20 protein-coding genes are annotated in these 26916 nt (G+C 41.7%); 12 read left to right on the forward strand and 8 right to left on the reverse strand.

Translation table 11 applies throughout. The annotated features are described in order from the left end of the window. The first annotated feature begins 159 nt into the window (after nt 1-159). The 3 genes from UE46_RS05575 to UE46_RS05585 all read left to right on the forward strand — a co-directional run bounded on the left by UE46_RS05575 (nt 160) and on the right by UE46_RS05585 (nt 9869). Nucleotides 160-6972 (forward strand): immunoglobulin-like domain-containing protein, encoded by a 6813-nt coding sequence (locus UE46_RS05575; protein ID WP_036058684.1) that lies wholly within the window; start codon nt 160-162, stop codon nt 6970-6972. Between the two features lie 378 nt (nt 6973-7350). After that, complete coding sequence (locus UE46_RS05580; RefSeq protein ID WP_118907464.1) at nt 7351-8541, forward strand: ISL3 family transposase; 1191 nt, start codon at nt 7351-7353, stop codon at nt 8539-8541. 131 nt (nt 8542-8672) lie between these two features. Further along, nucleotides 8673-9869: an ISL3 family transposase gene (locus UE46_RS05585; RefSeq protein ID WP_118907465.1), complete on the forward strand. Its 1197-nt coding sequence runs from the start codon at nt 8673-8675 to the stop codon at nt 9867-9869. A gap of 124 nt (nt 9870-9993) precedes the next feature. On the opposite strand, the gene yjbH is transcribed toward UE46_RS05585, so the two are convergent. The 3 genes from yjbH to UE46_RS05600 form a co-directional block, all read right to left on the reverse strand. Continuing rightward, nucleotides 9994-10800: a protease adaptor protein YjbH gene (yjbH, locus tag UE46_RS05590; RefSeq protein ID WP_036062950.1), complete on the reverse strand. Its 807-nt coding sequence runs from the start codon at nt 10798-10800 to the stop codon at nt 9994-9996. A 281-nt stretch (nt 10801-11081) separates the two neighbouring features. Next, nucleotides 11082-11657 carry a CYTH domain-containing protein gene (locus tag UE46_RS05595; RefSeq protein ID WP_118907466.1) on the reverse strand — a complete coding sequence of 192 codons (576 nt, stop codon included), beginning with the start codon at nt 11655-11657 and terminating at the stop codon, nt 11082-11084. A 24-nt stretch (nt 11658-11681) separates the two neighbouring features. Beyond that, nucleotides 11682-12161: a tetratricopeptide repeat protein gene (locus UE46_RS05600; protein ID WP_036062952.1), complete on the reverse strand. Its 480-nt coding sequence runs from the start codon at nt 12159-12161 to the stop codon at nt 11682-11684. Between the two features lie 169 nt (nt 12162-12330). Between UE46_RS05600 and yjbM the strand changes: the two genes are divergently transcribed. The 4 genes from yjbM (at nt 12331) to fabI (ending at nt 15680) form a co-directional block, all read left to right on the forward strand. Continuing rightward, nucleotides 12331-12993, forward strand: a complete 663-nt coding sequence (gene yjbM / locus UE46_RS05605; protein ID WP_036062954.1) for a GTP diphosphokinase — start codon at nt 12331-12333, stop codon at nt 12991-12993. A gap of 48 nt (nt 12994-13041) precedes the next feature. Beyond that, nucleotides 13042-13833: an NAD kinase gene (locus tag UE46_RS05610; protein ID WP_036062956.1), complete on the forward strand. Its 792-nt coding sequence runs from the start codon at nt 13042-13044 to the stop codon at nt 13831-13833. Between the two features lie 94 nt (nt 13834-13927). Beyond that, nucleotides 13928-14818: an RluA family pseudouridine synthase gene (locus UE46_RS05615; protein WP_036062958.1), complete on the forward strand. Its 891-nt coding sequence runs from the start codon at nt 13928-13930 to the stop codon at nt 14816-14818. Between the two features lie 73 nt (nt 14819-14891). Further along, on the forward strand, nt 14892-15680 hold the full coding sequence (gene fabI / locus UE46_RS05620) for an enoyl-ACP reductase FabI (RefSeq protein WP_036062960.1): 789 nt from the start codon (nt 14892-14894) through the stop codon (nt 15678-15680). A gap of 335 nt (nt 15681-16015) precedes the next feature. Here the strand turns inward: fabI and UE46_RS05625 are convergent, their stop codons facing one another. The 3 genes from UE46_RS05625 to UE46_RS05635 all read right to left on the reverse strand — a co-directional run bounded on the left by UE46_RS05625 (nt 16016) and on the right by UE46_RS05635 (nt 19509). Then, nucleotides 16016-18169, reverse strand: a complete 2154-nt coding sequence (locus UE46_RS05625) for an ATP-dependent Clp protease ATP-binding subunit (RefSeq protein WP_036061067.1) — start codon at nt 18167-18169, stop codon at nt 16016-16018. Between the two features lie 140 nt (nt 18170-18309). Next, nucleotides 18310-18744: a GNAT family N-acetyltransferase gene (locus UE46_RS05630; RefSeq protein ID WP_036061068.1), complete on the reverse strand. Its 435-nt coding sequence runs from the start codon at nt 18742-18744 to the stop codon at nt 18310-18312. 15 nt (nt 18745-18759) lie between these two features. Beyond that, the gene (locus tag UE46_RS05635; protein ID WP_036061070.1) at nt 18760-19509 is read right to left on the reverse strand and encodes an alpha/beta hydrolase; all 750 of its coding nucleotides are present in this window, start codon (nt 19507-19509) and stop codon (nt 18760-18762) included. 227 nt (nt 19510-19736) lie between these two features. Between UE46_RS05635 and UE46_RS05640 the strand changes: the two genes are divergently transcribed. Next, a complete protein-coding gene (locus UE46_RS05640; RefSeq protein WP_036061071.1) occupies nt 19737-20759 on the forward strand; it encodes a branched-chain amino acid aminotransferase in 1023 nt (340 codons plus the stop codon). A gap of 151 nt (nt 20760-20910) precedes the next feature. Here the strand turns inward: UE46_RS05640 and UE46_RS05645 are convergent, their stop codons facing one another. Both UE46_RS05645 and UE46_RS05650 read right to left on the reverse strand, forming a co-directional pair. After that, nucleotides 20911-21012, reverse strand: coding sequence for a type I toxin-antitoxin system Fst family toxin (locus UE46_RS05645; RefSeq protein WP_118907467.1), 102 nt, complete (start codon nt 21010-21012; stop codon nt 20911-20913). A 391-nt stretch (nt 21013-21403) separates the two neighbouring features. Further along, nucleotides 21404-22879, reverse strand: coding sequence for an LM6179_1298 family efflux MFS transporter (locus UE46_RS05650; protein ID WP_036061074.1), 1476 nt, complete (start codon nt 22877-22879; stop codon nt 21404-21406). A gap of 130 nt (nt 22880-23009) precedes the next feature. Between UE46_RS05650 and UE46_RS05655 the strand changes: the two genes are divergently transcribed. The 4 genes from UE46_RS05655 to UE46_RS05670 all read left to right on the forward strand — a co-directional run bounded on the left by UE46_RS05655 (nt 23010) and on the right by UE46_RS05670 (nt 26895). Further along, on the forward strand, nt 23010-24062 hold the full coding sequence (locus UE46_RS05655; RefSeq protein ID WP_036061075.1) for a M42 family metallopeptidase: 1053 nt from the start codon (nt 23010-23012) through the stop codon (nt 24060-24062). 16 nt (nt 24063-24078) lie between these two features. Then, complete coding sequence (locus tag UE46_RS05660; protein WP_036061077.1) at nt 24079-24552, forward strand: glutathione peroxidase; 474 nt, start codon at nt 24079-24081, stop codon at nt 24550-24552. Nucleotides 24553-24729: 177 nt separating this feature from the next. After that, nucleotides 24730-25272, forward strand: coding sequence for an NfeD family membrane protein (locus UE46_RS05665; protein WP_036061078.1), 543 nt, complete (start codon nt 24730-24732; stop codon nt 25270-25272). 75 nt (nt 25273-25347) lie between these two features. Continuing rightward, a complete protein-coding gene (locus tag UE46_RS05670) occupies nt 25348-26895 on the forward strand; it encodes a flotillin family protein (protein WP_411431063.1) in 1548 nt (515 codons plus the stop codon). Nucleotides 26896-26916 lie beyond the last annotated feature (21 nt).

Raw genomic sequence — 26916 nt, forward strand, 5'->3', positions numbered from 1 at the left:
TATTCTGAAATGAATGATTCTACAGCAATAAGAAAGATAACATGTATGAAAAGTGAATCAAAAATATTTTTGTGAGATTATGGTGCAACACAAGTGCGATGAAAAAGAAAAAATTCTAATTAAATGAAGGAGGAAATAACTGCTCATCATAAATATATTATGCATAAAGTAGTTATAATTACAAACATGAAAATGAACAAGAAATTTGGATTAAAAATTTTATCGGTGGCAATGATTGCCGCCTTAATGGTACCGACTTCTCTCGGGAATATCGTTGCTTTTGCAGAAACAACAGTACCTATTAAAACTGAAAATGCGGAACCGACATTTGCACAGAAAAAAGAGTTTCAAATTAAGAAAGGGACAGAAGATGCTGAAGTTAGCGCTTCATCCGTTAATTTAACGAGTACTGGTCTTGATTTACACGGTGTAGTGAGTGGCGTGCCTCAAGCGACTTATTTACGTTTTTCTGATGTAGAATTGCCAGTCGATGCGAAAATATCAAATGCGTATCTTTCATTTACGACGCGTGATGCTTCCTCTGCAAGCCAATCAACAACGATTAGTTTGACTGGTGAGGTCGGTAGTCAAGCAGAATTCACGAATACAGTGGCTTCATTTACAAATCGAAAATTTACAAATGCAGCAGTGAGCATGACGACACCTGTAGTAGCGACGAATACGATTTTTAATACAACAGATATTACTTCTGTTCTAAATGAAATGCGATCTAATTCGACTGATATACAAAATTATGTATTCAAAATAGAAGGTAGCAAACTAGGTTCTTTTGTGATGCGTTCTTATGATTCAAACGCAGCGATGGCGCCGAAACTTATCGTAGAGTATACATCACCATCCGCAGATTATACAGCGAAAATTAGCAGTACGTCTGACGATGCCGAAGAGTACGGTGTGAACAAAGCGATAGAGTTGAATGCAGAAATGAAAATTGGTGGTTACACATCAACGACTCTGACACCAGCCTATAAAGATCTCTCGGCGTTCCGTTTTGCGAATGTAACGCTCCCAGAAAATGCGAAAATTGACGATGCCTATTTGGAATTCACGACGAAAGCTACGGTGGCAAATCGTGTGGCTAATATGTCGATTGCAGCAGAACTAGGGAATCCAGTTGCTTATACGAATGTTGCTGGAAATATTAGTACGCGTAATTATACTGCATCAACCATTCAATACCAGCAGCCATCGTTTACAGTAGCGAACCAAGTCATTCGAACACCAAATCTTAAAAATATCATCGATGAAACACGCCTAATGGGCTGGCAAAATGGTAATGCACTTGCATTTCGCGTCGATGGTGACAATTATATTGGAACGGTTTATCAAGGTGGTTCTGCCGCAGCTTATCAACCAAAACTTGTTATTAAATATTCATATAGTGAACAGGATGCGATCGGAGCAGACGTTATAAAAGACCCTATGAATATGAAAAATATTTTTATTAACGAAGTTGCGAGTATGGGAACAGATGTCCAAAGTGCTGGTTGGATCGAAATTTATAATAATAACGATGTGCCTGTATTCATTGGGAAGGATGTTTTCTTATCAGATGATGCAGCTACTTTAGGTAAATCAGAGTTGAAAAACTTCTATATTCCAGCAAAAGGATACCGCATTGTGAAAGCAGATGGGACACAAAATAATGCTTCAGCTAATTTCACATTGGGCAACCGGGCTACAAAACTATATTTATCTACAAAATACAATGACAGTTTTCATACTATCGACTCGTTCAATGTTCGAGAAATGAGTTTTAACGAGACAATAGGGCGTATTAACGATGGCGAAGCAGATTTAGTGACTTTTAAACAGGGGACTTATGAGCGATCCAATAATGATGCTACGCAAATCGTTACGGTTACAGCCAGCCAAAAAACTGGTTTTTATGCGAAAGCTTTTGACTTAACTCTCGCAAGTGATGCCGTCAACACGATTAAGTATACGACAGATGGCTCTACACCGAGTGAAACTAATGGAACTACGTATACAAAAGCGTTTACCATCGATAAAAACACAACAGTAAAAGCATATGCTTATAACGCAAAACAAAATAGTGGTGTGCAGACATTTACGTATTCGATTCGTGAAGATGCGGACCAAGTACCGTTAGCGAAGAAAGAATATAGCATCAAAGCTGGAACGGATGACGCGGGTGTTACGGCTACAGCGGTTAATTTAACAAGCACTGCGCTTAATTTACACGGACTCTTAACTACCACGCCACAAGCTACATTTGTGCGTTTTGCGAATGTATCGATCCCAGCAGATGCCGTGATTACGAAAGCATATATTGCCTTCACAACACTCACAGCCTCAGGCGCACCAACGAATTTGACGGTTTCAGGGGAAGTCGGAAATGGTGATGCTTTCGCGGCTACCGTGGCTTCATTTGATAGTCGTAAACTGACAACTACTGTCGCAAAATCTACAACACCTGAAAAAGTAGCTGTTAATGATCTTGTCAATACAGGTGATCTGACAGAAGTTATCAATGAGATGCGTGAAGGAACTCCTTCCATGAAAAATCTCGTATTCAAAGTTGGCGGTGACAAAACAGGTTCATTCGTTGCGCGTTCCTATGAATCAAGCGCAGCAATGGCTCCAAAATTAGTACTAGAATATTACTCGGAAAACGGCGATTTTAGCGGTCAAGTTGCGACGGCAAACGACGATGCAGAAGAATATGGCACAGCAAAATCAATCGACCTAAACTCGAATTTAAGAATCGGCGGGTACACATCAACTAATCTAACACCTGGTTACAAAGATATCTCAGCTTTCCGTTTTGGCAATGTCAGCATTCCAGAATCAGCAGAAATTGAAGATGCTTACCTAGAATTCACAACGTATGCAACGAATGCAGCAAAAGTAAGCTCCAATATGGAAGTTCGCTCCGAGCTTGGTAATCCAGAAATCTACAAAAATCAAGCTGGAAACATCACATCGCGAGCTTACAGTAATTTGGTTGTGAAATACAATCAGCCAGCTTTTACAACAGGCAATCAAATCGTGCGTACAGCTAATTTAAAAGATATTATTGACGAAAACCGTTTAACTGGTTGGAAAGACGGGCAATCGATGGCATTCCGCGTCGATGGTGATAACTATATTGGGAGCGTCTATCAAGGTGGAAACGCAAGTGCCGCCCGTCTAATCATCAAATATAAAAACAATGGCAAAGGTCCGAGCATCGAAGGCGCACTCACAACACCAGATAAAATCAAAAACGTCTACATCAACGAACTATCATCAGAAGGCACCGCGAGCTCAAAAGAAGCGTGGGTCGAGCTATACAATGACAACGATGTCCCTGTAATTTTAGACAAAGGGATGTATTTGACAGATAAAGCGAAAACGCTCGATAAATTCGAGTTTTCCAATCTGGTAATTCCCGCAAAAGGATACCGCGTCATGTACTCTGATAAAGCAACGGAACTCGGCAATAATCACTTAAGTTTTGAAATCGGCGGTAGTGGCGATGTTATCTTATCGGCTAAAGTCGGCTCTGAATTTAAAACTGTAGACTCGATTAAATATACAAAACAAGCGTACAATCAGTCATTCGGACGTCAACCGGATGCGAGTAAGAACCTCACTTTATTCAGCTCAGATACGTTAGGCAAGTCGAATGATAACGGTCAGACGAATTATGCTGTACAATTCAGTAAAAATCGCGGTATGTATGACACTGGTTTTGACTTAAGCATCACTTCTAAAGCTGGTATCACATTGAAATATACGTTAGATGGTAGTGAACCGAGCGCAACGAAAGGGACGATTTACACTGGGCCATTGACTATTAGCAAAACAACCGTTGTGAAAGTTTATGGGGATGATGCAACTGGGAATACGGGCGTACTTTCGAACACGTATATTTTGCGAGATAACTACAAAAATGAAGTGACATCAGGCTCCCAATGGCAGTATAAAACGACGATTACGAGTGATGAGTACGCTCAAGCCATTGATGATTTTCCTGTTGTATCCGTTACTGGTGATGCCACAAATCTAAATGGAACCACACATACACCCGGTACATTCGAATATCTAGATTCACATCTGGGTACCGGAGGAACGAATTATTTCAATTTTTCCGGTGCTAAAAAATTCGGGCAAGCAAGTGTATCACAATACAACTCCGGAGTCGCAATTAAATTCCATCGCGATTTCAACGGCAAAAAAGCTAAATACAACTTTTTCGATGCCATACCTGGTGAAGCATACCCAGTCGTAGGGAAATTCAGCAAACTAGAGCTTAAAGAGGGGCAAGATGGTCCGCAGAATGACATTTACAACCTCGGCTATAATCGTTACGATGAAAAAGTAACCAACACGTTAGCCGAACAAATGCATAAAATCTTTTTACATGCCAATTACGTGCATTACTATTACAACGGTAAATATATGGGTGTAAAGACGATGCGCGAAGATTTCAGCCAGAAAATGTTTGAGGAGTACTTCGGTGGTAGCGATGATGACTATACAAAAATTCGCTTCCAAGATGGCTATTTTGTACCAGGTCACGTAGAAACTGGCGATGGCGACACAGCTATTTTATCAAAAGTAAAAGCAGTAGCAGCAGCGAAAAACTTCCAAGAATTTAAAAACTATGTCGATGTCGATGATTTAATCAAAACACAAATACTATTCATGTTCACTGATACAGAACAAGAAGTAGACGCAGTCGTTTCCAACGATATTCTAAACGGGAATGGCACGAAAATGAAGTTCAATATTAACGATACAGACGGCGCTTTTTATAATAACGGTGGTACAGGAACAAGCTCTTCTGTCTTCACTGGTGGTGGCGGAACGTACCGCTATAAATGGGCAGATGGCAACTCAAGGCGCGGTGCTGGTGTTTTGTTCGGGAATTTATCAGGTGATAGTAGTACCGTCGCAACAGCTGGAAACCTTGAGTTCAAAACGCTCGTTAAAGATCAGGTTTTAAAACAGATCGGTCCAGCAAACGGCGATTTCGCGGGTGCAGCGGGTGCTCCTTTATCTGTCGCAAACGTGAGACAACTGATCTTAGAAAACAAAAAACAAATCGACGCGGCGTACAAACTAGACGCAGCATACATGGGTGCGAGAAAAACGATGTATAACGATTGGTTAGCGGCTCAAGTAAAAGTACAAGCTCAAGTCCCTGATCGCGTGAAATACAACCTAGAAATGTGGACAAAATACGGCATGGCGCATACATTACAAAACGTTAATGTTGTACCAAGTGGAACGGGAGTTATTTTAGAAAATCCAAATGCTGGAACGGATGCTTATTACACAACTGACGGCACCGATCCAATGGGAGCAGACGGCGTTGTATCAAGCAAAGCAACTAAATACACACCAGGAACAATTCTTGATGCAAAAGTGAAATTAACTGTCCGCGCTTTTAAAACAAATAACTGGGGACCGATGATCGATAACGGTCTAGCCGCAGAACAAGCACAAAAAGAAGACGTAGCAACAAAAGCTGTACAAGCTTTATTTACAAACGATGATGTAACAGCGACATCACTTAAAAAAGAAACGAATCAAAAAGCGATCGATGCTGCACAAAAAGCAGTAGACGCTGTAGCGGATGTTGAAGCGAGAGCCACTTTGCAAAATGAATTAAATAAAGCGAAAGAATTATTAGCAAACAGAGGAAAAACGTCGGGAACCATCACAACAAACGACTTTATCATTGGCGCAGACAGCTACGTCAAAGGCACGTATACTGGCGATGTCGCAAAAATCGCTTTAGAAATAAACGGTACACTGCAACAAATCATCAACGCAACCGGCTCCCCATACCAATATTACGCAAAAGGTAAAATCAATGCGCTGACCGACGAAGTCAACATGATTGGCTACGATAAAGACGGCAACGAGCTACAAAAAACAAAAGTAAACGTGCAAAAACCAATGCCCGTACAACTCACAATGAACCCATTTTATCTTGGCACTGACAGCTATGTAACAGGACAATTTTCCGGGGACGTGGCTAAAATTAGTTTGACAGTCAACAATATAGAAGGTACCAGAATCAGCGTAAGTTTGCCAGACTTTAAGTATTATGCAAATAACGTGATTTGTAATCTAAACGATAATGTCCAACTTACAGCCTACGATAATGTCGGCAAAGTTCTTGACACAAAAAAAGTCGCCATCCTGAACGGTATCAGCTTTTCTGGGAAAATCGATACTGTTATGCCATTCAAGATTGGCGAAGACAGCTATGTAACAGGACAATTTTCCGGTGATGTGGCTAAAATCAGTTTGACAGTCAACAATATAGAAGGTACGAGAATCAGCGTAAGTTCGCCAGATTTTAAGTATTATGCGAGTAACGTGATTCGTAACCTAAATGACACCGCCCAAATGACGGCCTACGATAATGTCGGTAAAGTCCTTGACACAAAAAAAGTCACCATTCTAAACAGTATCAGCCTTCCTGGGAAAATCGATACTGTTATGCCATTCAAGATTGGTAAAGACAGCTATGTAACAGGAACATTCTCAGGAGGTATTGTAAAAGTTGAGCTGCAAATAAACAAAGTGCCCCTACAACGTGTCAATGTTACAGAGGGCACAATCAAATATTATGCGAAAACAGACATCACAAAAGTGACAGATATTATCGAGCTAGTTGCTTATAACAAAGCTGGCAATGTCGTTAGCACAAAAGTGATACCAGTAACTTCGACAAATGGCAATGTAACAGTGAACTCTTTCCAGATTGGTACCGATAGTTACGTCAAGGGTCAATTCTCTGGTGATGTAGCAAGAATAAGCCTGAGCGTTAATAATGTAAAACAAACAACTATCAATGTGCCAACAACAGGACCAGACTTCCAATACTACGCAAAAAACGTCATTAAGACCCGGACAGATATCGTTTTACTGATAGCATATGATTTATTAGGAGGCGAGATTCAGACGGTAATCATACCTATTCTTTAAAAGTTAGGGAGAAGCTGAGGTATTTTGTGTATAAAATTGCAAAGAAATCCTGTGCTATATTGTAAAATAAAAAAACGACCAGCAGGGGAGGCTGGTCGAAAAAAAGGAGTTTGTTAAGGGACACCACAATTAGAAAAAGGGGGATAAAACTAATTGCTGTCCTTGCTTTACATTCTCTATAATACACAAACAAAATGAGAATTTGGATAGTCCTACGTAAAACTATCATGAGAAAAAGGTTCTATAATAAATGTTGGGGTAGAAAATAATCTACTTCAGCATTTTTTTGTTCTCATTTCAAGACAAAAAAATACACAGTAATATCAAAATCCTTTAAGATAAAAGTGACGAAACCCAATCCAAAGGAGCGATATTACCATGCCAGACCATTTTATCATACAACTCATCGGTTTAGAAAATAAAAACATCCAACTTCTTGATTATTCGATTGAAAATCATATCTGCCACATTCATATCCAACTAAAACGAAAAAAACATGCCTGCCCCTCTTGTAAAACACGGACAGATCGCATTAAAGACTATCGTACGCACACTTTCCAACATCTAAAAGTCGCAGAAAAACGTGTCTATGTGCACTATCGAAAACGCAGATATGCTTGTTCCTGCGGAAAATCATTTGATGAAAAAAATCAAGGACTTGTGGCACGCTATCAGCGTTTTTCAACGCTTTGGCACCAAGCGGCCCTTTTTCATAGTATTTCCGCTCCGTCCTTTACCTATACTGCTAAAACATTTGGAACAACCGCACCTAAAATTATGCGCCTATTCGACGCGCGCACAGAAACCTTTTCCTCGCCTCCCGTCTCTCTTCCTAAGGTCATCGCTATCGATGAGTTCAAGGGAGATACCGACAAAGGCAAATTTCAACTCATTATCGCTGATCCCATGACTCGTCGCCCCATTGATATCTTAGAAAACCGTCGCGCCAAAACCATTCAACGTTATTTAAGAGAACGCGGGCAGCAGGTAGAGATGGTTATCATGGATTTGAGTTCGACCTTCAAAAACGCCGTGCAACAAGCCCTTGACAAACCAGTTATTATTGCCGATTCTTTCCACTTCTCTCGCTACATCTATTGGGCACTGAATAAAGTCCGCGTTCGTGTTCAACAACATTTTTCAGAAAAAGATCGAAAGCACGGCAAACGCATACAAAAACTCCTTTTTAAGCGATCTCATAAGCTGGACACAGCGCAAAAAAGCATCATTCGCCGTTACTTAAGCTTGCACCCTGATCTACAAACCGCCTACACCATCAAGGAAGCCTATCAGGCTTGGTTTGATGCCAATAAAGCACAAGAACGCCACGACGTTCGTCAATCCTTACACGATTTCTATCAACTCGTACAAGACAAACAGCTTCCAGAATTCATAAAAGCTATCGGCACTTTCCGACGCTGGGAAACAGAAATCATCAATGCCTTCATTTACCCACATCTGTCCAATGGCTTCGTAGAAGGAATTAACAACCGAACCAAAGTTATCAAGCGTACTTCTTATGGCTATCAAAACTTTTCACGATTCCGCGCTAAAATACTGGTTCTATAATAAATGTTGGGGTAGAAAATAATCTACCTCCGCATTTTTTTGTTCTCATTTCAAGACAAAAAAATACACAGTAATATCAAAATCCTTTAAGATAAAAGTGACGAAACCCAATCCAAAGGAGCGATATTACCATGCCAGACCATTTTATCATACAACTCATCGGTTTAGAAAATAAAAACATCCAACTTCTTGATTATTCGATTGAAAATCATATCTGCCACATTCATATCCAACTAAAACGAAAAAAACATGCCTGCCCCTCTTGTAAAACACGGACAGATCGCATTAAAGACTATCGTACGCACACTTTCCAACATCTAAAAGTCGCAGAAAAACGTGTCTATGTGCACTATCGAAAACGCAGATATGCTTGTTCCTGCGGAAAATCATTTGATGAAAAAAATCAAGGACTTGTGGCACGCTATCAGCGTTTTTCGACATCTTGGCATCAAGCAGCCCTTTTCCATAGTATCTCTGCCCCCTCCTTTACCTATACTGCCAGAACGTTTGGAACCACCGCACCTAAAATTATGCGCCTATTCGACGCGCGTACAGAAGCCTTTTCCACGCCTCCCGTCGCTCTTCCTAAAGTCATCGCTATCGATGAGTTCAAGGGAGATACCGACAAAGGCAAATTCCAACTCATTATCGCTGACCCCATGACTCGTCGCCCCAAAACCATTCAACGTTATTTAAGAGAACGCGGGCATCAGGTAGAGATGGTTATCATGGATTTGAGCTCGACCTTCAAAAACGCTGTGCAACAAGCTCTTGACAAACCAGTTATTATTGCCGATTCTTTCCACTTCTCTCGCTACATCTATTGGGCGCTGAATAAAGTCCGCGTTCGTGTCCAACAGCGTTTTTCAGAAAAAGATCGAAAACACGGGAAACGGATACAAAAACTCCTTTTCAAGCGATCTCATAAGCTGGATACAGCGCAAAAAAGCATCATTCGCCGTTACTTAAGCTTGCACCCTGATCTACAAACCGCCTACACCATCAAGGAAGCCTATCAGGCTTGGTTTGATGCCAATAAAGCACAAGAACGCCGCGACGTTCGTCAATCCTTACACGATTTCTATCAACTCGTACAAGACAAACAGCTTCCAGAATTCATAAAAGCTATCGGTACTTTCCGACGCTGGGAAACAGAAATCATCAATGCCTTCATTTACCCACATCTGTCCAATGGTTTCGTAGAAGGAATTAACAACCGAACCAAGGTCATCAAGCGTACTTCTTATGGCTATCAAAACTTTTCACGGTTCCGCGCCAAAATACTTGCCCAGCACTTTATCAAAAATTTTGACATTTCTGTAGGCTAAAAAGAGGTACAAGCCACTATTTCCCTAGCTTGTACCTCGATATTTCACCCCAACAATTGACAAAGAGCCAATAAAAAAAGCAATCTCAACATCGACATGCCAAAATTGCTTCTACTTATTTTAATTAAGCTTCTTTATTGTATTTCCACAGTGCTTGACCGTCTTTAGAATCAACAAGCGTGACTTTTTGCTGCAATCGCCACTTCTTCATTTGCCGTTCTACTTGCTTTTCAGGCAAAGCGTACATATTTGCGATTTCTTTGGTTGTTGAAATCTGAACTTCTTCCATGTATTCTTCGAGTGTTGGTGTTTTCTTAGGTTCTGGAAAGTGATTTAACAATTCAGAAAGAATATGAACGTAGACATCATAACGGTGTAGCCCACTAATTTTTAAGCCTTCATCTTCAATATTTCGATTGAAAAAGACAACAGTTGGGTTTTCTACAATTTCCATTTCGTGTGCTACTTTTTGATCGCCAATATAAGCTCGTTTTGCAAGGTTAGATTGGAGATCAGTTTTGAACTCAATCAGATCAAGACCTACTACGCGTGCGGTTTCATAGAGAATTTCCGCTTCCGAAATATCTTTGCCATCGATAAAGTGAGATTCTTGAAGTTTACGCAAGAAATCAATACCCTGTTTCTTCCCTTGGAGTTCCGCCGCTTTCACAGCTAAACAGGAAATGTACGACATATGCGCCATTTCGGGTTGAGGTATTGTGCATGCATTTCGCTTCTGTCTATTTATCACCGTTTGCAGGTTGTTATGCAGAACATAGCGCAACTTAAAATAGCTGCCATATTCCATTTGCAACCGCCGAATTGTATGCTCCATATTCCAACAATCCGTACAAGCCGGGTCAAAAAATAGATAAATCTCAATAGGCTTGCTATTACAGACCGATTGAAGATATAAATTTTGGTTTATCATTGCTATCACCTGTTTTTCAGATTCTAATCTCTCTTGATTAGACAAAGAATATGCGAATGTATCTATTTTCTAAAGAAGTTGCGTATGCGCTCTGTCATGACATCATTCATACTACCATAACTATATTTTAGCAGTCACAGGTTGAATTAACAAATGATTGCAATCAAAAAAACGAAACTTCTTTACCCAAATTTGACGGAACCGTAACATTTATTATATAAGCGTGCTGTTTTATCAGAAAAAGATCGCGCTAACATCAAGTGATAGTAATGGATAGGCAATTATTTATAAACAGCTTCATAAAAACGTAATATTTTGTTCATCGTTGGACGCTTTGGAATGTCTCTTTCTTCTAAAAACTGTTCAAAAATCACTTTTCCTTTATCAAAATCAGGAACTTCGTACTCTAATTCAAAATCATGCGTATCGCTATAAAAACTTTTATCGAAAACGAGTAATCCATTTTTATAGTCTTTTTCAGCACGTGTTGTTGTCAAAGAGCCGAACATAATCAGGTCTTGATGGTCAACACCAAGCGTTTGCAGCAAATCACGAACCTGTCCAACGGGAATATTCGCACCATCTAAAATCGCTGTCACTTGTTCTTCTACTAAAATTTGTGTCGTTTCGAGTAGCCCCACTTGTTCTGGCGTCTTCAAAGTGAGTTCATAATATAGTTCACGTTTTCGGATGCGAAGTGCGGCGAGTTTATCCTTTAATTGGAAATCTGCGGTATCCAAATAATAGTTTGTCTGTGTAAAAAAATCGTCCTCTTTCAAACGGAATTCTTCGATTAATGTCGTATATTCTTCTTCCGTTAGCATATTTTTAAATTCGATTTCTAAATCTTTACTCATGTTTGTACGCGCTCCTTTTATTTTTTAATCCCAAACGGCATCTAAATCTTCGGAGTAATTGAGAATAGCTTTTTTGTAGGCGATAATATTCGGGTCGTTTGATGTTTCACCAATAATCTTGATCGCAAGTTGCATCGCTTCCTTGTAGTTTCTATCATTGTAAAGCGCCATACTCGCAAAAACAGCAAGTGCTTGATTTTCTGGGAAGGCGGCAAGTGCTTTTTGGAACGTTTCGCCTGCTTTTTCGTAGTTCCCGATAGCGCGATAGGTACTACCAAGACCGATATAGGCATCCGCTAAATCTGTTTTTGGAAGGCCGAGTTCGAGCGCTTTTTCATAGTAAGGAATGGCGTCGTTCTCAATACTCAAACCGTCGCAACTCCAGGCGGCATAATAGTTTAGGAGTGCGTTGTCGGGTTCTGATAGTAAAGCTTTTTCAGCGCTGTCTTTGGCATTTTGATACTGTCCGCTTTCAAGTAAAGCAAGTATTTCTGGTGTTTTCATCTTCGTTCTCCTCCTTGGATTGTGTATTCATTCATTTTAACACAAGTTGCCAGAATAAATGAAATCAAAAAAGCCAGATGTTAATAGGAGAGAAAGGCGCGTAAATATGCTAAAATAGAAGGCGAGCAAGTTTATCACATAATGAAAATCGACATATGAGGTGAGTGTTTTGAATCATTGGGAAGATTTTTTAGCGCCATATAAACAAGCAGTGGAAGAACTGAAAATTAAATTAAAAGGGATGCGTTCACAATTCCAACTGGCAAATAACCATTCGCCGATTGAGTTCGTGACAGGCCGCGTGAAGCCGGTTTCCAGTATTTTGGATAAGGCGAACAAGAAGGACATTCCGCTTGATAGGTTAGTTGAGGAAATGCAAGATATCGCTGGACTTCGCATGATGTGCCAGTTTGTAGATGATATTAGCGTCGTTGTATCATTACTGCGCCAACGCAATGATTTTCGAATTGTGGAAGAGCGCGATTATATTACCAATAAAAAACCAAGTGGTTACCGTTCCTACCATGTTGTGATTGAGTATCCTGTTGAGACGGTGCAGGGTGAGAAAAAAATCTTAGCCGAGATTCAAATCCGAACATTGGCGATGAATTTTTGGGCGACGATTGAACATTCACTCAATTATAAATATCAAGGCGAATTTCCAGAGGATATCAATGTACGGCTAAAACGTGCTGCTGAAGCGGCTTTCCGGCTGGATGAAGAAATGAGCGAGATTCGTGAAGAAGTACAAGAAGCGCAAGTGTATTTCACAAAAAATAAAGAAGTGCCAAAAGACAAAAATGCGAGCCATCATACATTGCCAAAAAACTAGCCTAGTATGTCAATCATTTGTTGCACAGAAGATAGGGGAGAAGTATCAATGAAGTATGCAGTCACTTCTAGAGGTGATGAAAAATCCGACTTATTACGACTCAAAATAATTGGTTATTTCGAGGATTTTGATATGTCATATGATGAAGCTGAGCCTGAGATTGTCATTACAATTGGCGGAGACGGCACTTTGCTTGCCGCTTTTCACGAGTACCAACACCGTTTAGACAAGGTTACTTTCGTCGGAATCCACACGGGTCATTTAGGATTTTACGCAGATTGGCGACCAGCAGAAGCCGAGAAACTAGTTTTTGCGATTGTTGAAGGGAAATACGATACAGCAGCCTATCCGCTTTTAAAAACGACGATTAAATATGGCGGTAATAAAGAGAAAATTTATTTAGCGCTAAACGAATCTACGGTCAAAAGTTCGGGTGGGCCGTTCGTTGTGGATGTGTCGATTAATGAATCCCACTTTGAGCGGTTTCGTGGGGATGGTCTCTGTATGTCAACGCCTTCTGGTACAACGGCGTATAATAAAGCGCTTGGCGGTGCGTTGATGCATCCCTCGATTGAGGCGATGCAGTTGACGGAGATGGCATCGATTAATAATCGGGTGTATCGGACGGTGGGTTCGCCGCTCATTTTGCCGAAACATCATTCTGTGACGTTAAAGCCAGTGAATGATAAGGATTTTCAAGTTTCGATGGATCATTTAAGTATTTTGCATCGGGATGTGCATGAAATCAGGTATGATGTGGCACAGCAGAAAGTGATGTTTGCGCGTTTTAGACCTTTTCCGTTTTGGAAAAGAGTTCATGATTCTTTCATTGAAGAATAGGTTATATGTGGAGTAAATCGGCGGCAGAATATAGAGTTTACCCAGTCGGTATTAAAACATAAGACATTAGAGCAGAAATTTGTGAGGTATAGGTATGTATTTAGAATGGAATGTCGCGGTGGATGAGGAAAATTTGATGCTGCGTACTTTTTTACGAGGAAAATTTGTTTCGAAATTGTTGCTTACTTCGGTGAAATTTTCGGAGGACGGTAAGATTGAGGTTAATGGGAAAGAGGAGAATGTGCTTTATCGTGTGAAAACGGGGGATCATGTTCGGATTACTTTTCCTAAGGAGCAGGAAAATGAGCGGTTGTTGGCGGAATATGGCGAACTGCCGATTGTATTTGAGGATGATTTTATTTTGGTGTTGGACAAGCCAGCGGGGATGACGAGTATTCCGTCGCAGTACCATCCAAGCGGTTCGGTCGCGAACCATTTGAAGGGGCATTATTTGCGGAATAATATTGATTCGGCGATTCATATTGTGACGCGGCTCGATAAGGAAACGTCGGGCTTGATGCTGATCGCAAAGACGCGGTATGCGCACGGCCGGCTTAGTACGCTCCATCAGACTGGGTACGTGACGCGTAAGTATCAGGCGCTTGTGTCGGGAAATATGGGAATGCGCTCGGGTAGTATTATCGCGCCGATTGGGCGGAATCCGGATAGTTTAATTGAACGCGCGGTTGTAGCGGACGGGAAATATGCGAAAACGAATTATCAGGTTTTGGCGAGCTATCCGACATTTGACCATGTGAAAATTCAGTTGGAAACGGGGCGTACACATCAAATTCGTGTTCATTTTGCGCATGTTGGCCATCCACTTATTGGGGACAGTATGTATGGCGGACCCACGGAATTACTTGGACGCCACGCACTGCATTCTTGTCATTTGGAGTTGATTCATCCTTTTACGGAGGAAAAAATGGCTTGGGATAGTGAACTGGCGGGGGATTTGGCAGAAATTTTAGATCAAAATAAATAATAACGGTTTTAAAATAAGAAATATTCGTGTAAAATGAGAATTAGCGTGTAATTTGAAAGGGGAAATAAAACAGATGAATTTATCAGTAGAGGGAAAAAACTATGTCGTGATGGGCGTAGCGAATAAAAGAAGTATTGCATGGGCAATTGCTCGTTCGCTAAATGAAGCTGGGGCGAATCTGATTTTTACATATGCAGATGAACGTTCGAAGCGCAGTATTGACGAACTTGTGGGCTCGTTGAATGAGAATAACCAAAATCCGCTTGTTATCGAGTGTGACGTGAATAATGAAGAGGCGATTGTCACTGCTTTTGAAACGATTAAAGCGAAAGTCGGCAAAATCGCTGGAATCGCACATTGTATCGCATTTGCGAACAAGGACTTTTTGGCGGGCGATTATTTGGAAGTGAATCGTGAAAGCTTCTTGCAAGCACATGAAGTTAGCGCGTATTCGTTCACAGCGATTGCACGTACGGCGAAGCATTTAGAAATGTTAACGGATGATGCTAGCCTTGTCACATTGACATACCTTGGCGGCGAACGCGTCGTGAAAAATTACAATATCATGGGTGTTGCTAAAGCGGCACTGGACGCAAGCGTGAAATACATGGCGATGGATTTAGGGAAGCACGGCGTTCGTGTCAACGCGATTTCGGCTGGCCCAATCCGCACCGTTTCTGCACGTGGCGTAGGAAGCTTCAGTGAGTCGCTTGCTGTTGTGGAAGAAAAAGCACCATTAAAACGCGCGACACAAGCCGAAGAAGTTGGCGACGCAGCACTATTCTTATTTAGTGGTTTATCTCGCGGCGTAACTGGCGAAATGATTCATGTGGATAGTGGCTATCACATTATCGGATTCTAAAAACGAATAGAGCATAAGCTAGATAAATCGGCGGCAAGCGCTCGCATTCAGGGGATTTGGCGGACTTCCGGTTCTGCTGCACAAGAGCAGTTTCGCTTAACTTCTCACATGGTCGGGGATACAACTCCCTCCCTGTTTTCAGTCATCATGTACAGTCGTACACTCCGCTTCCAGCTTCCACCAAATCCCCTGAATACAAACGCTTTCGCTCGGTTTGTGTAAAGCAGAATGCAGTTCTTACCCAAATAAATTGGAATCGTGTTATTAATTGTTTTCTATTTTAAGAAACGTCAACAGAAAAAAGCGCCCTGAAAAAAATTTCAAGGCGCTTTTTGTTATGCTTTGGCTTGGACAGAAATAGTGTCATTTTCTAGAACGGCAATGAGCGTTTTTGCTTCTGGCCGTTCAATCATGAAGTCGGCAATCGCATCTTCTAACTGCGTTTGAATCGTTCTGCGTAATGGTCTTGCTCCAAAATTAGGATCATAACCGATATCGGCAAGTTTTTCCTTCACGGCTGTTTCTACTGTTAAATTGATTTCTTGAGGTGCTAGCATTTCGTTCAAATCTGCAAGCATCAAGTCAACGATAACAAGAAGATGTTCTTTATCTAGGCTTTGGAACGAAACGATCGCGTCCAAACGGTTTAAAAACTCAGGTTTGAAGAAATCGCCGAGTTTATCGAGGATTTCGGACTCTTTTTTCACGGCTTCGGCAGCTGTTGTCGCGAATCCGACTGATGCTTCGGACAATGTTGCGCCAGCGTTACTCGTCATAATAATTACGGTATCTTTGAAGCTCACCGTACGACCTTGACTATCAGTTAGACGGCCATCCTCTAAAATTTGCAGGAACATGTGCTGCACATCTGGGTGCGCTTTTTCCATTTCATCGAGCAAAATAATGCTGTACGGATTACGACGCACTTTTTCAGTTAATTGGCCTGCTTCTTCATGTCCAACGTAACCAGGAGGGGAACCGATTAGTTTGGAAACGCTGTGTTTTTCCATGTATTCACTCATATCTAGACGAATCATCGCGTCCTCAGAACCGAACATTTCAGCAGCAAGTGTCCGACCAAGTTCTGTTTTACCAACACCGGTTGGGCCAACGAATAGGAAGGAACCGATGGGACGGTCTTTTTGTTTCAAACCAACACGGCTACGGCGAATCGCTTTGGCAACTTTAGTCACAGCCTCTTCTTGACCGATGACTTTGGCTTTTAGATTTGCTTCTAAGTTTTTCATTTTAGATTGTTCGTCAGCTTGCAAACGACCGACTGGGATACCTGTTTTTTCTTCGATCATGCCTTGGATATCTGCTGCATGAATCGTTGGTTTCTCAGAAGGACTACCATCTGTTTTGAGTGCTTTTAATTTTGTGATTTCATCTCGAACCGAAGCAGCTTCCTCATAATTTTCATTGCGAAGCGCGGTATCTTTTTGTTCTTCAAGTTTGATAATGCGTTCATTGATTGTATTTGGATCGACGTGTTCTAACGTTAAATTGTATTTCGAACCGATTTCGTCCATCAAATCAATCGCTTTATCTGGCAAATGACGATCTTGAATGTAGCGATCGCTCAGTTTCACTGCTGCTTCCATCGCATCATCCGCATAATGAACGTGATGGAAGTCCTCATATTTTGGCTGTAAACCTTTTAAAATAGTGAGCGTTTCATCAATGGTTGGCTCATCGACAATCACCGGTTGGAAACGACGTTCAAGCGCCGCATCTTTCTCGATTTTGCGATATTCTTTTAATGTTGTCGCACCGATCATTTGAAGTTCGCCACGAGCCAGCGCCGGTTTTAGAATATTTCCAGCATCCATGGAACCTTCCGCAGAGCCAGCACCAACGATTGTATGCACTTCATCGATAAATAAAATCGTATTTTCATCGGCTTGCAGTTCTGTAATAAGCTGTTTCATACGTTCTTCAAATTGACCACGAATTCCTGTGTTAGAAACGAGAGCAGCAACGTCGAGCAAAATAACTTCTTTGTTTTGTAGTTTTGCAGGAACTTTTCCAGCGACGATCGCATTTGCTAATCCTTCGACAACCGCTGTTTTACCAACACCTGGTTCACCGATAAGAACAGGATTATTTTTATTCCGACGATTTAAAATTTCGATCACGCGCTGAATTTCTTCGTCACGACCGATAACTGGATCGAGTTTGTCGTTACGAGCCATGGCAGTCAGATTTGTACCATATTCATCTAGCAAACCACCACGTCCACCACCAGCTGTCTGTGTTTTAACAGCGGATCTTTTTTCTGGTTGCGCGCTTGGTTGTTGTCCACCAGCGATACTTGCGAAGAAATCATCCATTGGTGGGTAGAAACCGTTTTGTGCACGACTTCCACCTGATGATGCTCTTAGTTGGGCATAACAATCCGCGCAAAGTGGCATCTCCATTTTCTGACCATTCATGTTCATATATAGTTGAATTGTAGCTTCATTTTGATTGCAATTTTGACATTTCATAATATAACCTCCCATAATTTTGAGATCAGGTCTGACTTTGACTTTATTTGACCTTACGATTATATTATAGTCTGACCTATTCTGACTTTCAACTATTTTGCTCAAAAAAAAGAAACCTTTTCGGAATCTTTTTTTGTCTGTTAATTCAATTGTTTCTCCATATCCTTATGCTCAATACCAGCGTCTAGAAAAATATCAGAACATACTTCATAGCCTAGTTTTTCGTAGAAGGGGATCGCCGTTGTTTGTGCGCCGAGTTTTAGCAAGGTCACATTTTGATCGCGCGCTTCTTGTTCGATTGCTTCTATAATACGGCGACCGCTTCCTTTTTTACGAGCAATTTTGCGAGCACAGATCCGTTCTACTTTCCCGTATGCAGGTAAAGCGCGGAATCGACCTGTGGCAAGCGCTGTCCCATCTTCGTCATAATCAACGAACATAACGGTGGAATCGAGCGCATCAAATTCATCCCATTCGAGTTCTGGCGCTACTTTCTGTTCTAGAACAAAAACCTCATTACGAATATCAAACGCATCTTGTTTCCCATTTTTATCTGTTACTTTCTTGACTACCATCGTTCCTATTCCTCCTTAAACACTCATATCTTCTGTTTCAAATTGCTCTTTATCTAGCATGAATTGCAACGCTTCTTTGACAAAAGGTTGCCAGTATTTCCAGCGATGTTTTCCTTCGAATTCTTGGAAATAATAATCAAATCCGCGCGTTTGTAGAATGCTGTGAAGCGCCAGATTAGGCTCTAAAAAATTCGCCACGTCATTATCCGTCGTTTCTACCGCTGTTTCTTCATTACCAATAACGTGGAAAATTTTAACAAGCGCTGGGTTTGCTTTTTTCGCAAGGTCCATCAACTCATCATTAACGAGCGGGGAATGCAAAATTGCGTTGCCAAATGTGTGCGGATATTTTAGTGCCGCCTTCAAGGAAACACTTGCACCAAGCGAATCGCCCATCAAGAAACGACTTGCTCCCATGTGATATGTCGGGAAATTCGCCTCGATATAAGGAACGAGTTCATGCGCTAAAAAACGAATATAAGCTTCATTTTGCGCACCATCTGGATGGTACTTGGCCCGCCGATCCTCCACGGTTTTATACGGAATCCCAACAAAAATTGCTTCTTGAATCATTTTATCATCTGACAGTTCATCGGAAAAGCGCGCTAGTTTACCAAATTGAAAATAATCTTTTCCGTCCTGTACCAAGAAAAAAGGATATTTCGAAAGGGGGGAAAACGTTGGTGGTAAATAAATTAATAAGTCCAATTCCTCGTTCAAAACAGTACTCCAAATCTTCTCTTCCAACATTTTTGCATGTGTCATGTGTATAATCCCCTTTCTTTAATCAGTGTCTGAATTTTTAGATAATAACCCGTGAATAAGATACTTTTTATAATGTAATAACATTCTACCACAAAAAGAAAGACATGAGGAGACTTTTGCTTAAATAATCAGTTTTTTTTCAAAAGATTGCGTGTCTTTTTTCAAATCGCGGGGAGTTATGATATAATGGACAGATCAAATAATAGAAGAAAAAGGGTGGGAATCGCATGAGTAGTAAGGATATTGATTGGAGCACGCTAGGTTTTGAATATATTAAAACTGATTTGCGCTATGTTTCTATTTGGGAAGATGGCAAGTGGGATGAAGGGACGTTAACCGAGGATAATGTCGTTCATATCGCAGAGGGCTCCACCGCGATTCACTACGGACAACAATGTTTTGAAGGATTGAAAGCTTACCGTTGTAAAGATGGTTCGATCAATTTATTCCGTCCAGATGAGAATGCTAAACGAATGAAAAATAGTTGTGATCGGTTATTGATGCCAGAATTTCCAGCAGATCGCTTTATTGATGCGTGTAAACAAGTGGTCGCAGCAAATGAAGACTACATGCCGCCGTATGGTTCTGGTGGAACGATGTATCTTCGTCCATATTTGATTGGAATTGGTGATAATTTGGGCGTTCGCACAGCTCCTAAATTTATGTTTTCCGTATTTTGTTGCCCAGTTGGACCTTATTTTAAAGGTGGTCTGAACCCGACGAATTTCGTTATTTCGGAGTATGATCGCGCAGCACCGAATGGTACAGGCGCATCAAAAGTTGGTGGGAATTACGCGGCTAGTTTGTATCCTGGACAAATTGCAAAAGACCGCAAGTTCAGCGATTGCATCTATTTAGATCCTGCGACACATACAAAAATTGAGGAAGTAGGCGCGGCGAATTTCTTTGGTATTACGAAAGATAATCGCTTTGTAACACCGTTCTCGCCATCTATTTTGCCAAGTATCACGAAATACTCATTGCTTTATTTAGCGGAGAATCGTTTAGGCTTGAAAGCGGAAGAAGGCGATGTGTATATTGATAAGCTAGATGAATTTACAGAAGCTGGGGCATGTGGGACGGCGGCTGTTATTTCTCCAATTGGTGGCATTCAAAACGGGGACGATTTCCACGTGTTTCATAGTGAAACAGAAGTTGGACCTGTAACGAAGAAATTATATGACGAACTTTGTGGCATTCAGTTTGGAGATATTGAAGCTCCTGAAGGTTGGATTTATAAAGTGAAATAGGATTTCCTATATTGATTTGGGAAAGCTTATGGTTTACGAATTGAGATTAAGATGATATAATGAATTTAGAAAATAGTATGGGCGTGAGCTCACCAAAATCCCCTCGTTGGTCCGCAACGAGGGGATTTTTTGATGGTGCTAGAGAAGTCGCCTATTTGTTGCCACGGCGCCGATCCTCTAACGTGTGCTTAAACCATACTACTGTACAGCCAACCACAATCGGCGCAATGATAGTAGAGAATAGTATGAACATGAAACTCACCTCCTCCAACATAATATTCGCTTGGAGATAGGCGACGCTTCATTATAGCATGATACGTAAGAAACTTGCAGATAGATGAAAATGAATTTTGATGCTATTTTTAACGAATTTCTTAACAAAAAACGTATGAAAAATCATTTTTATAGCAGAAACATAGTGTGGAAAAGGGAAAGTTTATAGAATGAAAAATAATGATTTTAATTCGTAACAAGAGGCCCAAGCATTCACCCTTAAAATTATCAATATAAATGAAAGAAGCGAGAGTCCGGAACTGGGCTCTCGCTTCTTTCAGCGCGTCGACAAACACTCATTTTTGTCGTTAAAAGCTCCGTTCCAGTGCTCTCGTACGCAAGGAAGCTCCGCGCTGGTACTCGCTTCTTTGTTAATTTCCAGAGACATGTTTTTTCGGTAAAATAAAGTGGATTGCGTAGCTGAGTAGGCAGCACGCGAACATGGCCCAGAATACCATGTGCAGACCGCTGTATAAAACGTCACGCAAAGGTTCGACGAGTGTTGCATCCACGTTTCCTGATGTCTGCGGGCTGATGAGTTGATTCAAGTTATCTCGATTCACACCAGCTGTCGCGTCGCGAAAACCATTCGCCAATACGGAGTTGAAAATCGTCCCGAACACAGCGACACCAATCGTTTGGCCGACAGTTCGGAATAGTGTATTGGAAGCCGTCGCGATTCCGGTCTGATCTTTTCGCACGGCATCTTGAACGGTAACCGTTGTAGTTGTGAAGATAATCCCGAAACCAAAGCCCATCAAGGCGCTATCAAGATAGAAGTAAAGATCTGGCGTCGTACTCGGAAACAGCGCCAAAACAAGTCCGCTGACCGTCGCGATAATCACACCAAGCCCAACGGTGTGGCGATTCCCGATGGACATCAACAATCGTCCGCCGATAAAGGAACCGATAATCCAACTCACCGATAATGGGGCAATCATCAGACCGGCAATCATGGCGCCATGCCCCATCATACCTTGTGCCCACATTGGGATGTAGACGTTGATCCCGATCAAGAATGCGCTCACGAGAAAGCCAATCAAGTTCCCAATCAGCACGACCGGATTTTTAAAAAGGACGAACGGCATGATCGGATCTTGCGCTCGTTTTTCGGCGTAGTAAAAACCGATAAATAATGCAATTGACGTGATGAGTAGCACGACGACGAGCGGTTCCAGCCAATTGAGCGTCTCACCAGCGCGTTGCAAAGCGAATAATAGGCTCAAAAGCGCGACCGTGAATAGCGTTGTTCCTAAGTAATCGATAGGTAGCTTGACTCGGACGAGGTGTTCCTTCAAGTACATCGAAATCAAGATGATTGTAGCGATTCCAACAGGTACATTGATGAAGAAAATCCAATGCCATGACAGTTGATCGACTAAAAAGCCACCGAGCAATGGTCCGAAAACGCCAGCAATTCCCCATGCAGCACCCATGAAGCCGAGTACTTTTGCACGTTTTTCGAAAGGGTAAACATCGGCGATAATCGTCATCGTTGTTGGCAAAATACCACCAGCTCCGATTCCTTGGATCGCTCTAAAAATAATTAATTGCTCCATCGTTTGCGCAAAACCACAAAGCGAAGAACCAATAATGAAAATAATGGTGGCGATAATAAATATTTTTTTGCGGCCAAATAGATCGGATAATTTTCCGTAAATTGGGACAGTAACGGCCGAAGTAAGTAAGTAAATCGAGAAAATCCAGTTCATGAGTTCTATGCCTTGTAAAGCGCTGACAATTGTAGGCATCGCCGTACTAACAATTGTCCCTTCAATCGCGGCCATAAAAGTAGCCACAAAAACAGCGATCGTGACGGCTGTTCTTTTCGTATTCGTTTGTTCCATTTTGATAAAAACTCCTTTCACACACCATTAAAATTATAACATAACTCGAAATGGAAAGCAGGATACCCGTCAATATTTAAAAAAAGAGGTATAATAAATGAGAGAAGAAAGTGTAAGGAGGAATTAGAGCATGGCGTTTGAACCGAAAACCTTAGAAACGATGCAGTTGATCAAGGAATTGACATCGATACCGAGCCCAACTGGAAATACGGAACAGGTACTTATCTTTGTCGAAAATTTCTTAAAAGAAGCTGGGATTGCAAGCACACGAAATAATAAAGGGGCGTTACTTGTTAGCATTCCAGGAAAAGATGCGACAAAACAGCGGATGTTGACAGCACACGTCGATACGCTCGGCGCGATGGTTAAAGAAGTGAAATCCGATGGTCGTCTGGCAATCAACCTGATTGGTGGATACCGTTTTAACGCGATCGAAGGCGAATATTGTCTGATTGAAACGAGCGCTGGACAAAAGTATACGGGTACTATTTTGATGCACCAAACTTCTGTTCACGTGTACCAAGATGCTGGAACGGCGGCACGTGATGCGAAAAACATCGAAATACGTCTAGATGCGAAAGTGTTTAATCGTGAGGATGTAGCGGCACTTGGAATCGGAGTTGGCGATTTTGTTTCGCTCGATCCACGCGTGGAGATTATTGATGATGCCTTTATTAAATCGCGCCATCTGGACGACAAAGCAAGCGTTGCGATTCTGTTATCCCTTTTGAAAAAATTACAAGAAGATGGCGCAGAGTTACCATATACGACGAACTTCTTGATTTCAAACAACGAAGAAATTGGCTACGGCGGGAATTCGAACATTCCACCAGAAACCATTGAGTATTTGGCAATCGACATGGGCGCGCTCGGCGACGGCCAAACATCCGATGAATACACCGTTTCGATTTGTGCCAAAGACGGAAGCGGCCCATATCACTACGGTTTGCGCAAAAACTTGGTACAACTTTGCGAGGAGAATGGCATCGATTATAAAGTCGATATTTATCCGTTTTACAGTTCCGACGCAAGTGCCGCGATCAAAGCTGGTTTTGACATTGTGCACGGTCTGATTGGCCCAGGAATTGACGCCAGCCACGCCTATGAACGCACGCACCGAGATTCTTTATATCATACCGAAAAGTTAGTGTACGCGTATTTATTTTCTGATATGGTGAAATAAGAAGGAGGAAGTAAACATGTCCATTTTTGAATTAGAACAAGAAACACTTCACGGAGAAAAAGTATCGCTAGACCAGTATAAAGGTGACGTCATCATCGTGGTAAATACGGCGAGCAAATGCGGTTTTACACCACAATATGAGGAGTTAGAAACATTATATCAAGAGTATAAGGATAAAGGATTTACCGTTCTTGGTTTCCCGTCTGATAGTTTCATGAATCAAGAACTCGACTCATCCAACGAAATTGAAGAGTTTTGCAAAATCAACTATGGTGTGACCTTCCCACTTTTCGCAAAATCTAAAGTACGCGGATCTGATATAAATCCTGTATTTGAAATCCTAACGAAGCAGAAAAAAGGCTTGCTAGGCGGCGGAATCAAATGGAACTTCACGAAATTCCTGCTTGACCGCGACGGCAATGTGGTAGAACGCTACGCACCAAAAGATACACCATTATCAATGAAGGAAGCAATCGAGAAACTACTATAGGGAAAAAAGTCGAACCTCGCAAGGTTCGCTTTTTTTTTGCTCTAAATCCGAAAAACCCCGCTCCTCGCAATTTCCCCACCAAATCCAAGCATTTCATGAGCCGCTTGTGAGTAAGCGCATTATTTGGTAATATAGTAATGAGGCTATTGTTCTCGCATTTGGAATGGAGGTATGATAATGACACTATTTGGATATCCAATCGAGACCGTCTATTCCACCGTTTTGATCATTGTCGGCATCATTATTTTGATCGATGTCCTGACAGCGTTGATCTTTTCTGTTGGAATTATCAGTTTAGTTTTGGATTTACTACCAATTCCAGGTTCTGTTTTGCTTTATTTTCTGGGATTTGCATCAGCAACAGGTTACTTTGGAGAGAAATATACGTCTTTTTCCAGTAGCACAATTCTAATTGCGGCCATCGTGATTGGCATTGCCTTTTCTTCTATTCTTTATTTCGGAATTCTGTTACCGCTTTCGAGAAAAAGTGACTCGATTGCGTATGAGACGAAGGATTTAGAAGGTAAAGTTGCAAAAGTGATTACGCCTGTTCCAAAAGACGGTTTTGGTGAAGTGATTATCGAAATGACTGCCGGTAATATTTCCAAAGCTGCCAAAAGTGATGAAAACGAACCAATCGGACGGGATGAAACGGTATTGATAATCGATGCCACGGATTCTTTTGTGACGGTTGTGCCGTATGAACCATTTTTGAAATAAAGAGAGCCTAGTTTTAAAAACGGAGACGACAAGGAGGAATTACTAAAAATGGATTTACTAACAAGTGGCGTGACGATGATCGTGATTATTGCGGTGGCAATTTTAGTCTTATTTTTAATCGTATTTATTACGAAATATAAGACGGTTGGGCCGGATGAAGCGTTGATCGTATCAGGGAGTTATTTAGGGAAGAAAAATGTGTTCACAGATGAGGGCGGAAAACGGGTGAAGATTGTACGTGGTGGCGGTACGTTTGTTATGCCGGTATTCCAGCAATCAGCCCCGCTTAGCTTACTTTCGAGTAAGTTGGAAGTTCGGACGCCAGAAATTTATACGGAGCAAGGTGTTCCAGTAACGGCAGATGGGACGGCGATCATCAAAATTGGTGGTTCGGTTTCAGAAATTGCGACAGCAGCGGAACAGTTTCTAGGAAAGACAACGCAGGAACGTGAAAATGAAGCGATTGAGGTCGTGGAAGGGCATTTACGTGCGATTCTAGGTTCGATGACCGTGGAAGAAATATATAAAAATCGTGATAAGTTCTCCCAAGAAGTTCAAGGTGTTGCGACGCAAGATTTGTCGAAAATGGGACTTATTATCGTATCGTTTACGCTGAAAGAAGTACGCGATAACAATGGTTATTTGGACGCGTTAGGTAAACCACGGATTGCGCAAGTGAAGCGTGATGCGGATGTTGCCGAAGCCGAAGCGACGAAAGAAACGCGGATGAGACGTGCGGAAGCGGAAAAAGAAGCAACGCGCGCCGAGTTAGAACGCAAAACAGAGATCGCCGAAGCAGAGAAGCAAAATCAATTGAAAGTTGCGGAATATCGTAGTGAGCAAGAAACTGCGAAGGCCGTAGCCGATCAGGCGTATGATTTGGAATCGGCACGTTCGAAACAAGAAGTTATCGAGCAACAAATGCAAGTAAAAATCATCGAGCGTGAGAAGCAAATTGAGTTAGAAGATCGCGAAATTAAGCGTCGCGAACGTCAATATGACGCCGAAGTGAAGAAAAAAGCAGATGCGGATCGTTATTCGATTGAACAAGCGGCCGCAGCGCGTAAGAGTCAAGAGTACGCCGAAGCCGAAGCGAATCAATACAGAATTGAAACGCTAGCCAAAGCTGAGGCGGAGCAAGTACGTGTGCAAGGTATCGCCAAAGCTGATTCCGAGCGTGCACAAGGTACAGCGGCAGCAGAGGTTATCAAATTGCAAGGTCTTGCCGAAGCCGAAGCGAAACAAAAAATTGCGGAAGCGTATGAGTTGTACGGACAAGCTGCGATGCTGGATATGATCGTGAGCATGCTTCCTGAGTACGCGAAACAAGTTGCCGCTCCGATGGCTAACATCGATTCGATCACAGTTGTGGATACTGGAAGTAGTGAAACGAACGGTGGCGCGAATAAAGTGAGTGGTTACGCCACGAATTTGATGGCGACAGCGCAAGAAAGTTTGAAAGCAACGACGGGTCTTGATATTCGTGAATTACTTGAGAATTTCTCTGGCAAAGGCAACGTGAAAAATAGCATTGAAGATTTGACGAATGCTGTGAAATCACAGAAGCCTGAGGAAATTGTAGAAGTGGAAATTCCGAGTGAGGACGTTGAAGAGGTTAAATAAGTTTTGAAGGGAACTATCATC

Source organism: Listeria weihenstephanensis (assembly GCF_003534205.1).
Classification (GTDB): domain Bacteria; phylum Bacillota; class Bacilli; order Lactobacillales; family Listeriaceae; genus Listeria_A; species Listeria_A weihenstephanensis.

Bases quoted from the DNA above. Each gene is read 5' to 3' on its own strand.
- UE46_RS05575 (WP_036058684.1), top strand. From the start codon at position 160: ATGCATAAAGTAGTTATAATTACAAACATGAAAATGAACAAGAAATTT.
- UE46_RS05580 (WP_118907464.1), top strand. From the start codon at position 7,351: ATGCCAGACCATTTTATCATACAACTCATCGGTTTAGAAAATAAAAAC.
- UE46_RS05585 (WP_118907465.1), top strand. From the start codon at position 8,673: ATGCCAGACCATTTTATCATACAACTCATCGGTTTAGAAAATAAAAAC.
- yjbH (WP_036062950.1), bottom strand. From the start codon at position 10,800: ATGATAAACCAAAATTTATATCTTCAATCGGTCTGTAATAGCAAGCCT.
- UE46_RS05595 (WP_118907466.1), bottom strand. From the start codon at position 11,657: ATGAGTAAAGATTTAGAAATCGAATTTAAAAATATGCTAACGGAAGAA.
- UE46_RS05600 (WP_036062952.1), bottom strand. From the start codon at position 12,161: ATGAAAACACCAGAAATACTTGCTTTACTTGAAAGCGGACAGTATCAA.
- UE46_RS05610 (WP_036062956.1), top strand. From the start codon at position 13,042: ATGAAGTATGCAGTCACTTCTAGAGGTGATGAAAAATCCGACTTATTA.
- UE46_RS05615 (WP_036062958.1), top strand. From the start codon at position 13,928: ATGTATTTAGAATGGAATGTCGCGGTGGATGAGGAAAATTTGATGCTG.
- fabI (WP_036062960.1), top strand. From the start codon at position 14,892: ATGAATTTATCAGTAGAGGGAAAAAACTATGTCGTGATGGGCGTAGCG.
- UE46_RS05625 (WP_036061067.1), bottom strand. From the start codon at position 18,169: ATGAAATGTCAAAATTGCAATCAAAATGAAGCTACAATTCAACTATAT.
- UE46_RS05630 (WP_036061068.1), bottom strand. From the start codon at position 18,744: ATGGTAGTCAAGAAAGTAACAGATAAAAATGGGAAACAAGATGCGTTT.
- UE46_RS05635 (WP_036061070.1), bottom strand. From the start codon at position 19,509: ATGACACATGCAAAAATGTTGGAAGAGAAGATTTGGAGTACTGTTTTG.
- UE46_RS05640 (WP_036061071.1), top strand. From the start codon at position 19,737: ATGAGTAGTAAGGATATTGATTGGAGCACGCTAGGTTTTGAATATATT.
- UE46_RS05645 (WP_118907467.1), bottom strand. From the start codon at position 21,012: ATGTTCATACTATTCTCTACTATCATTGCGCCGATTGTGGTTGGCTGT.
- UE46_RS05650 (WP_036061074.1), bottom strand. From the start codon at position 22,879: ATGGAACAAACGAATACGAAAAGAACAGCCGTCACGATCGCTGTTTTT.
- UE46_RS05655 (WP_036061075.1), top strand. From the start codon at position 23,010: ATGGCGTTTGAACCGAAAACCTTAGAAACGATGCAGTTGATCAAGGAA.
- UE46_RS05660 (WP_036061077.1), top strand. From the start codon at position 24,079: ATGTCCATTTTTGAATTAGAACAAGAAACACTTCACGGAGAAAAAGTA.
- UE46_RS05665 (WP_036061078.1), top strand. From the start codon at position 24,730: ATGACACTATTTGGATATCCAATCGAGACCGTCTATTCCACCGTTTTG.
- UE46_RS05670 (WP_411431063.1), top strand. From the start codon at position 25,348: ATGATCGTGATTATTGCGGTGGCAATTTTAGTCTTATTTTTAATCGTA.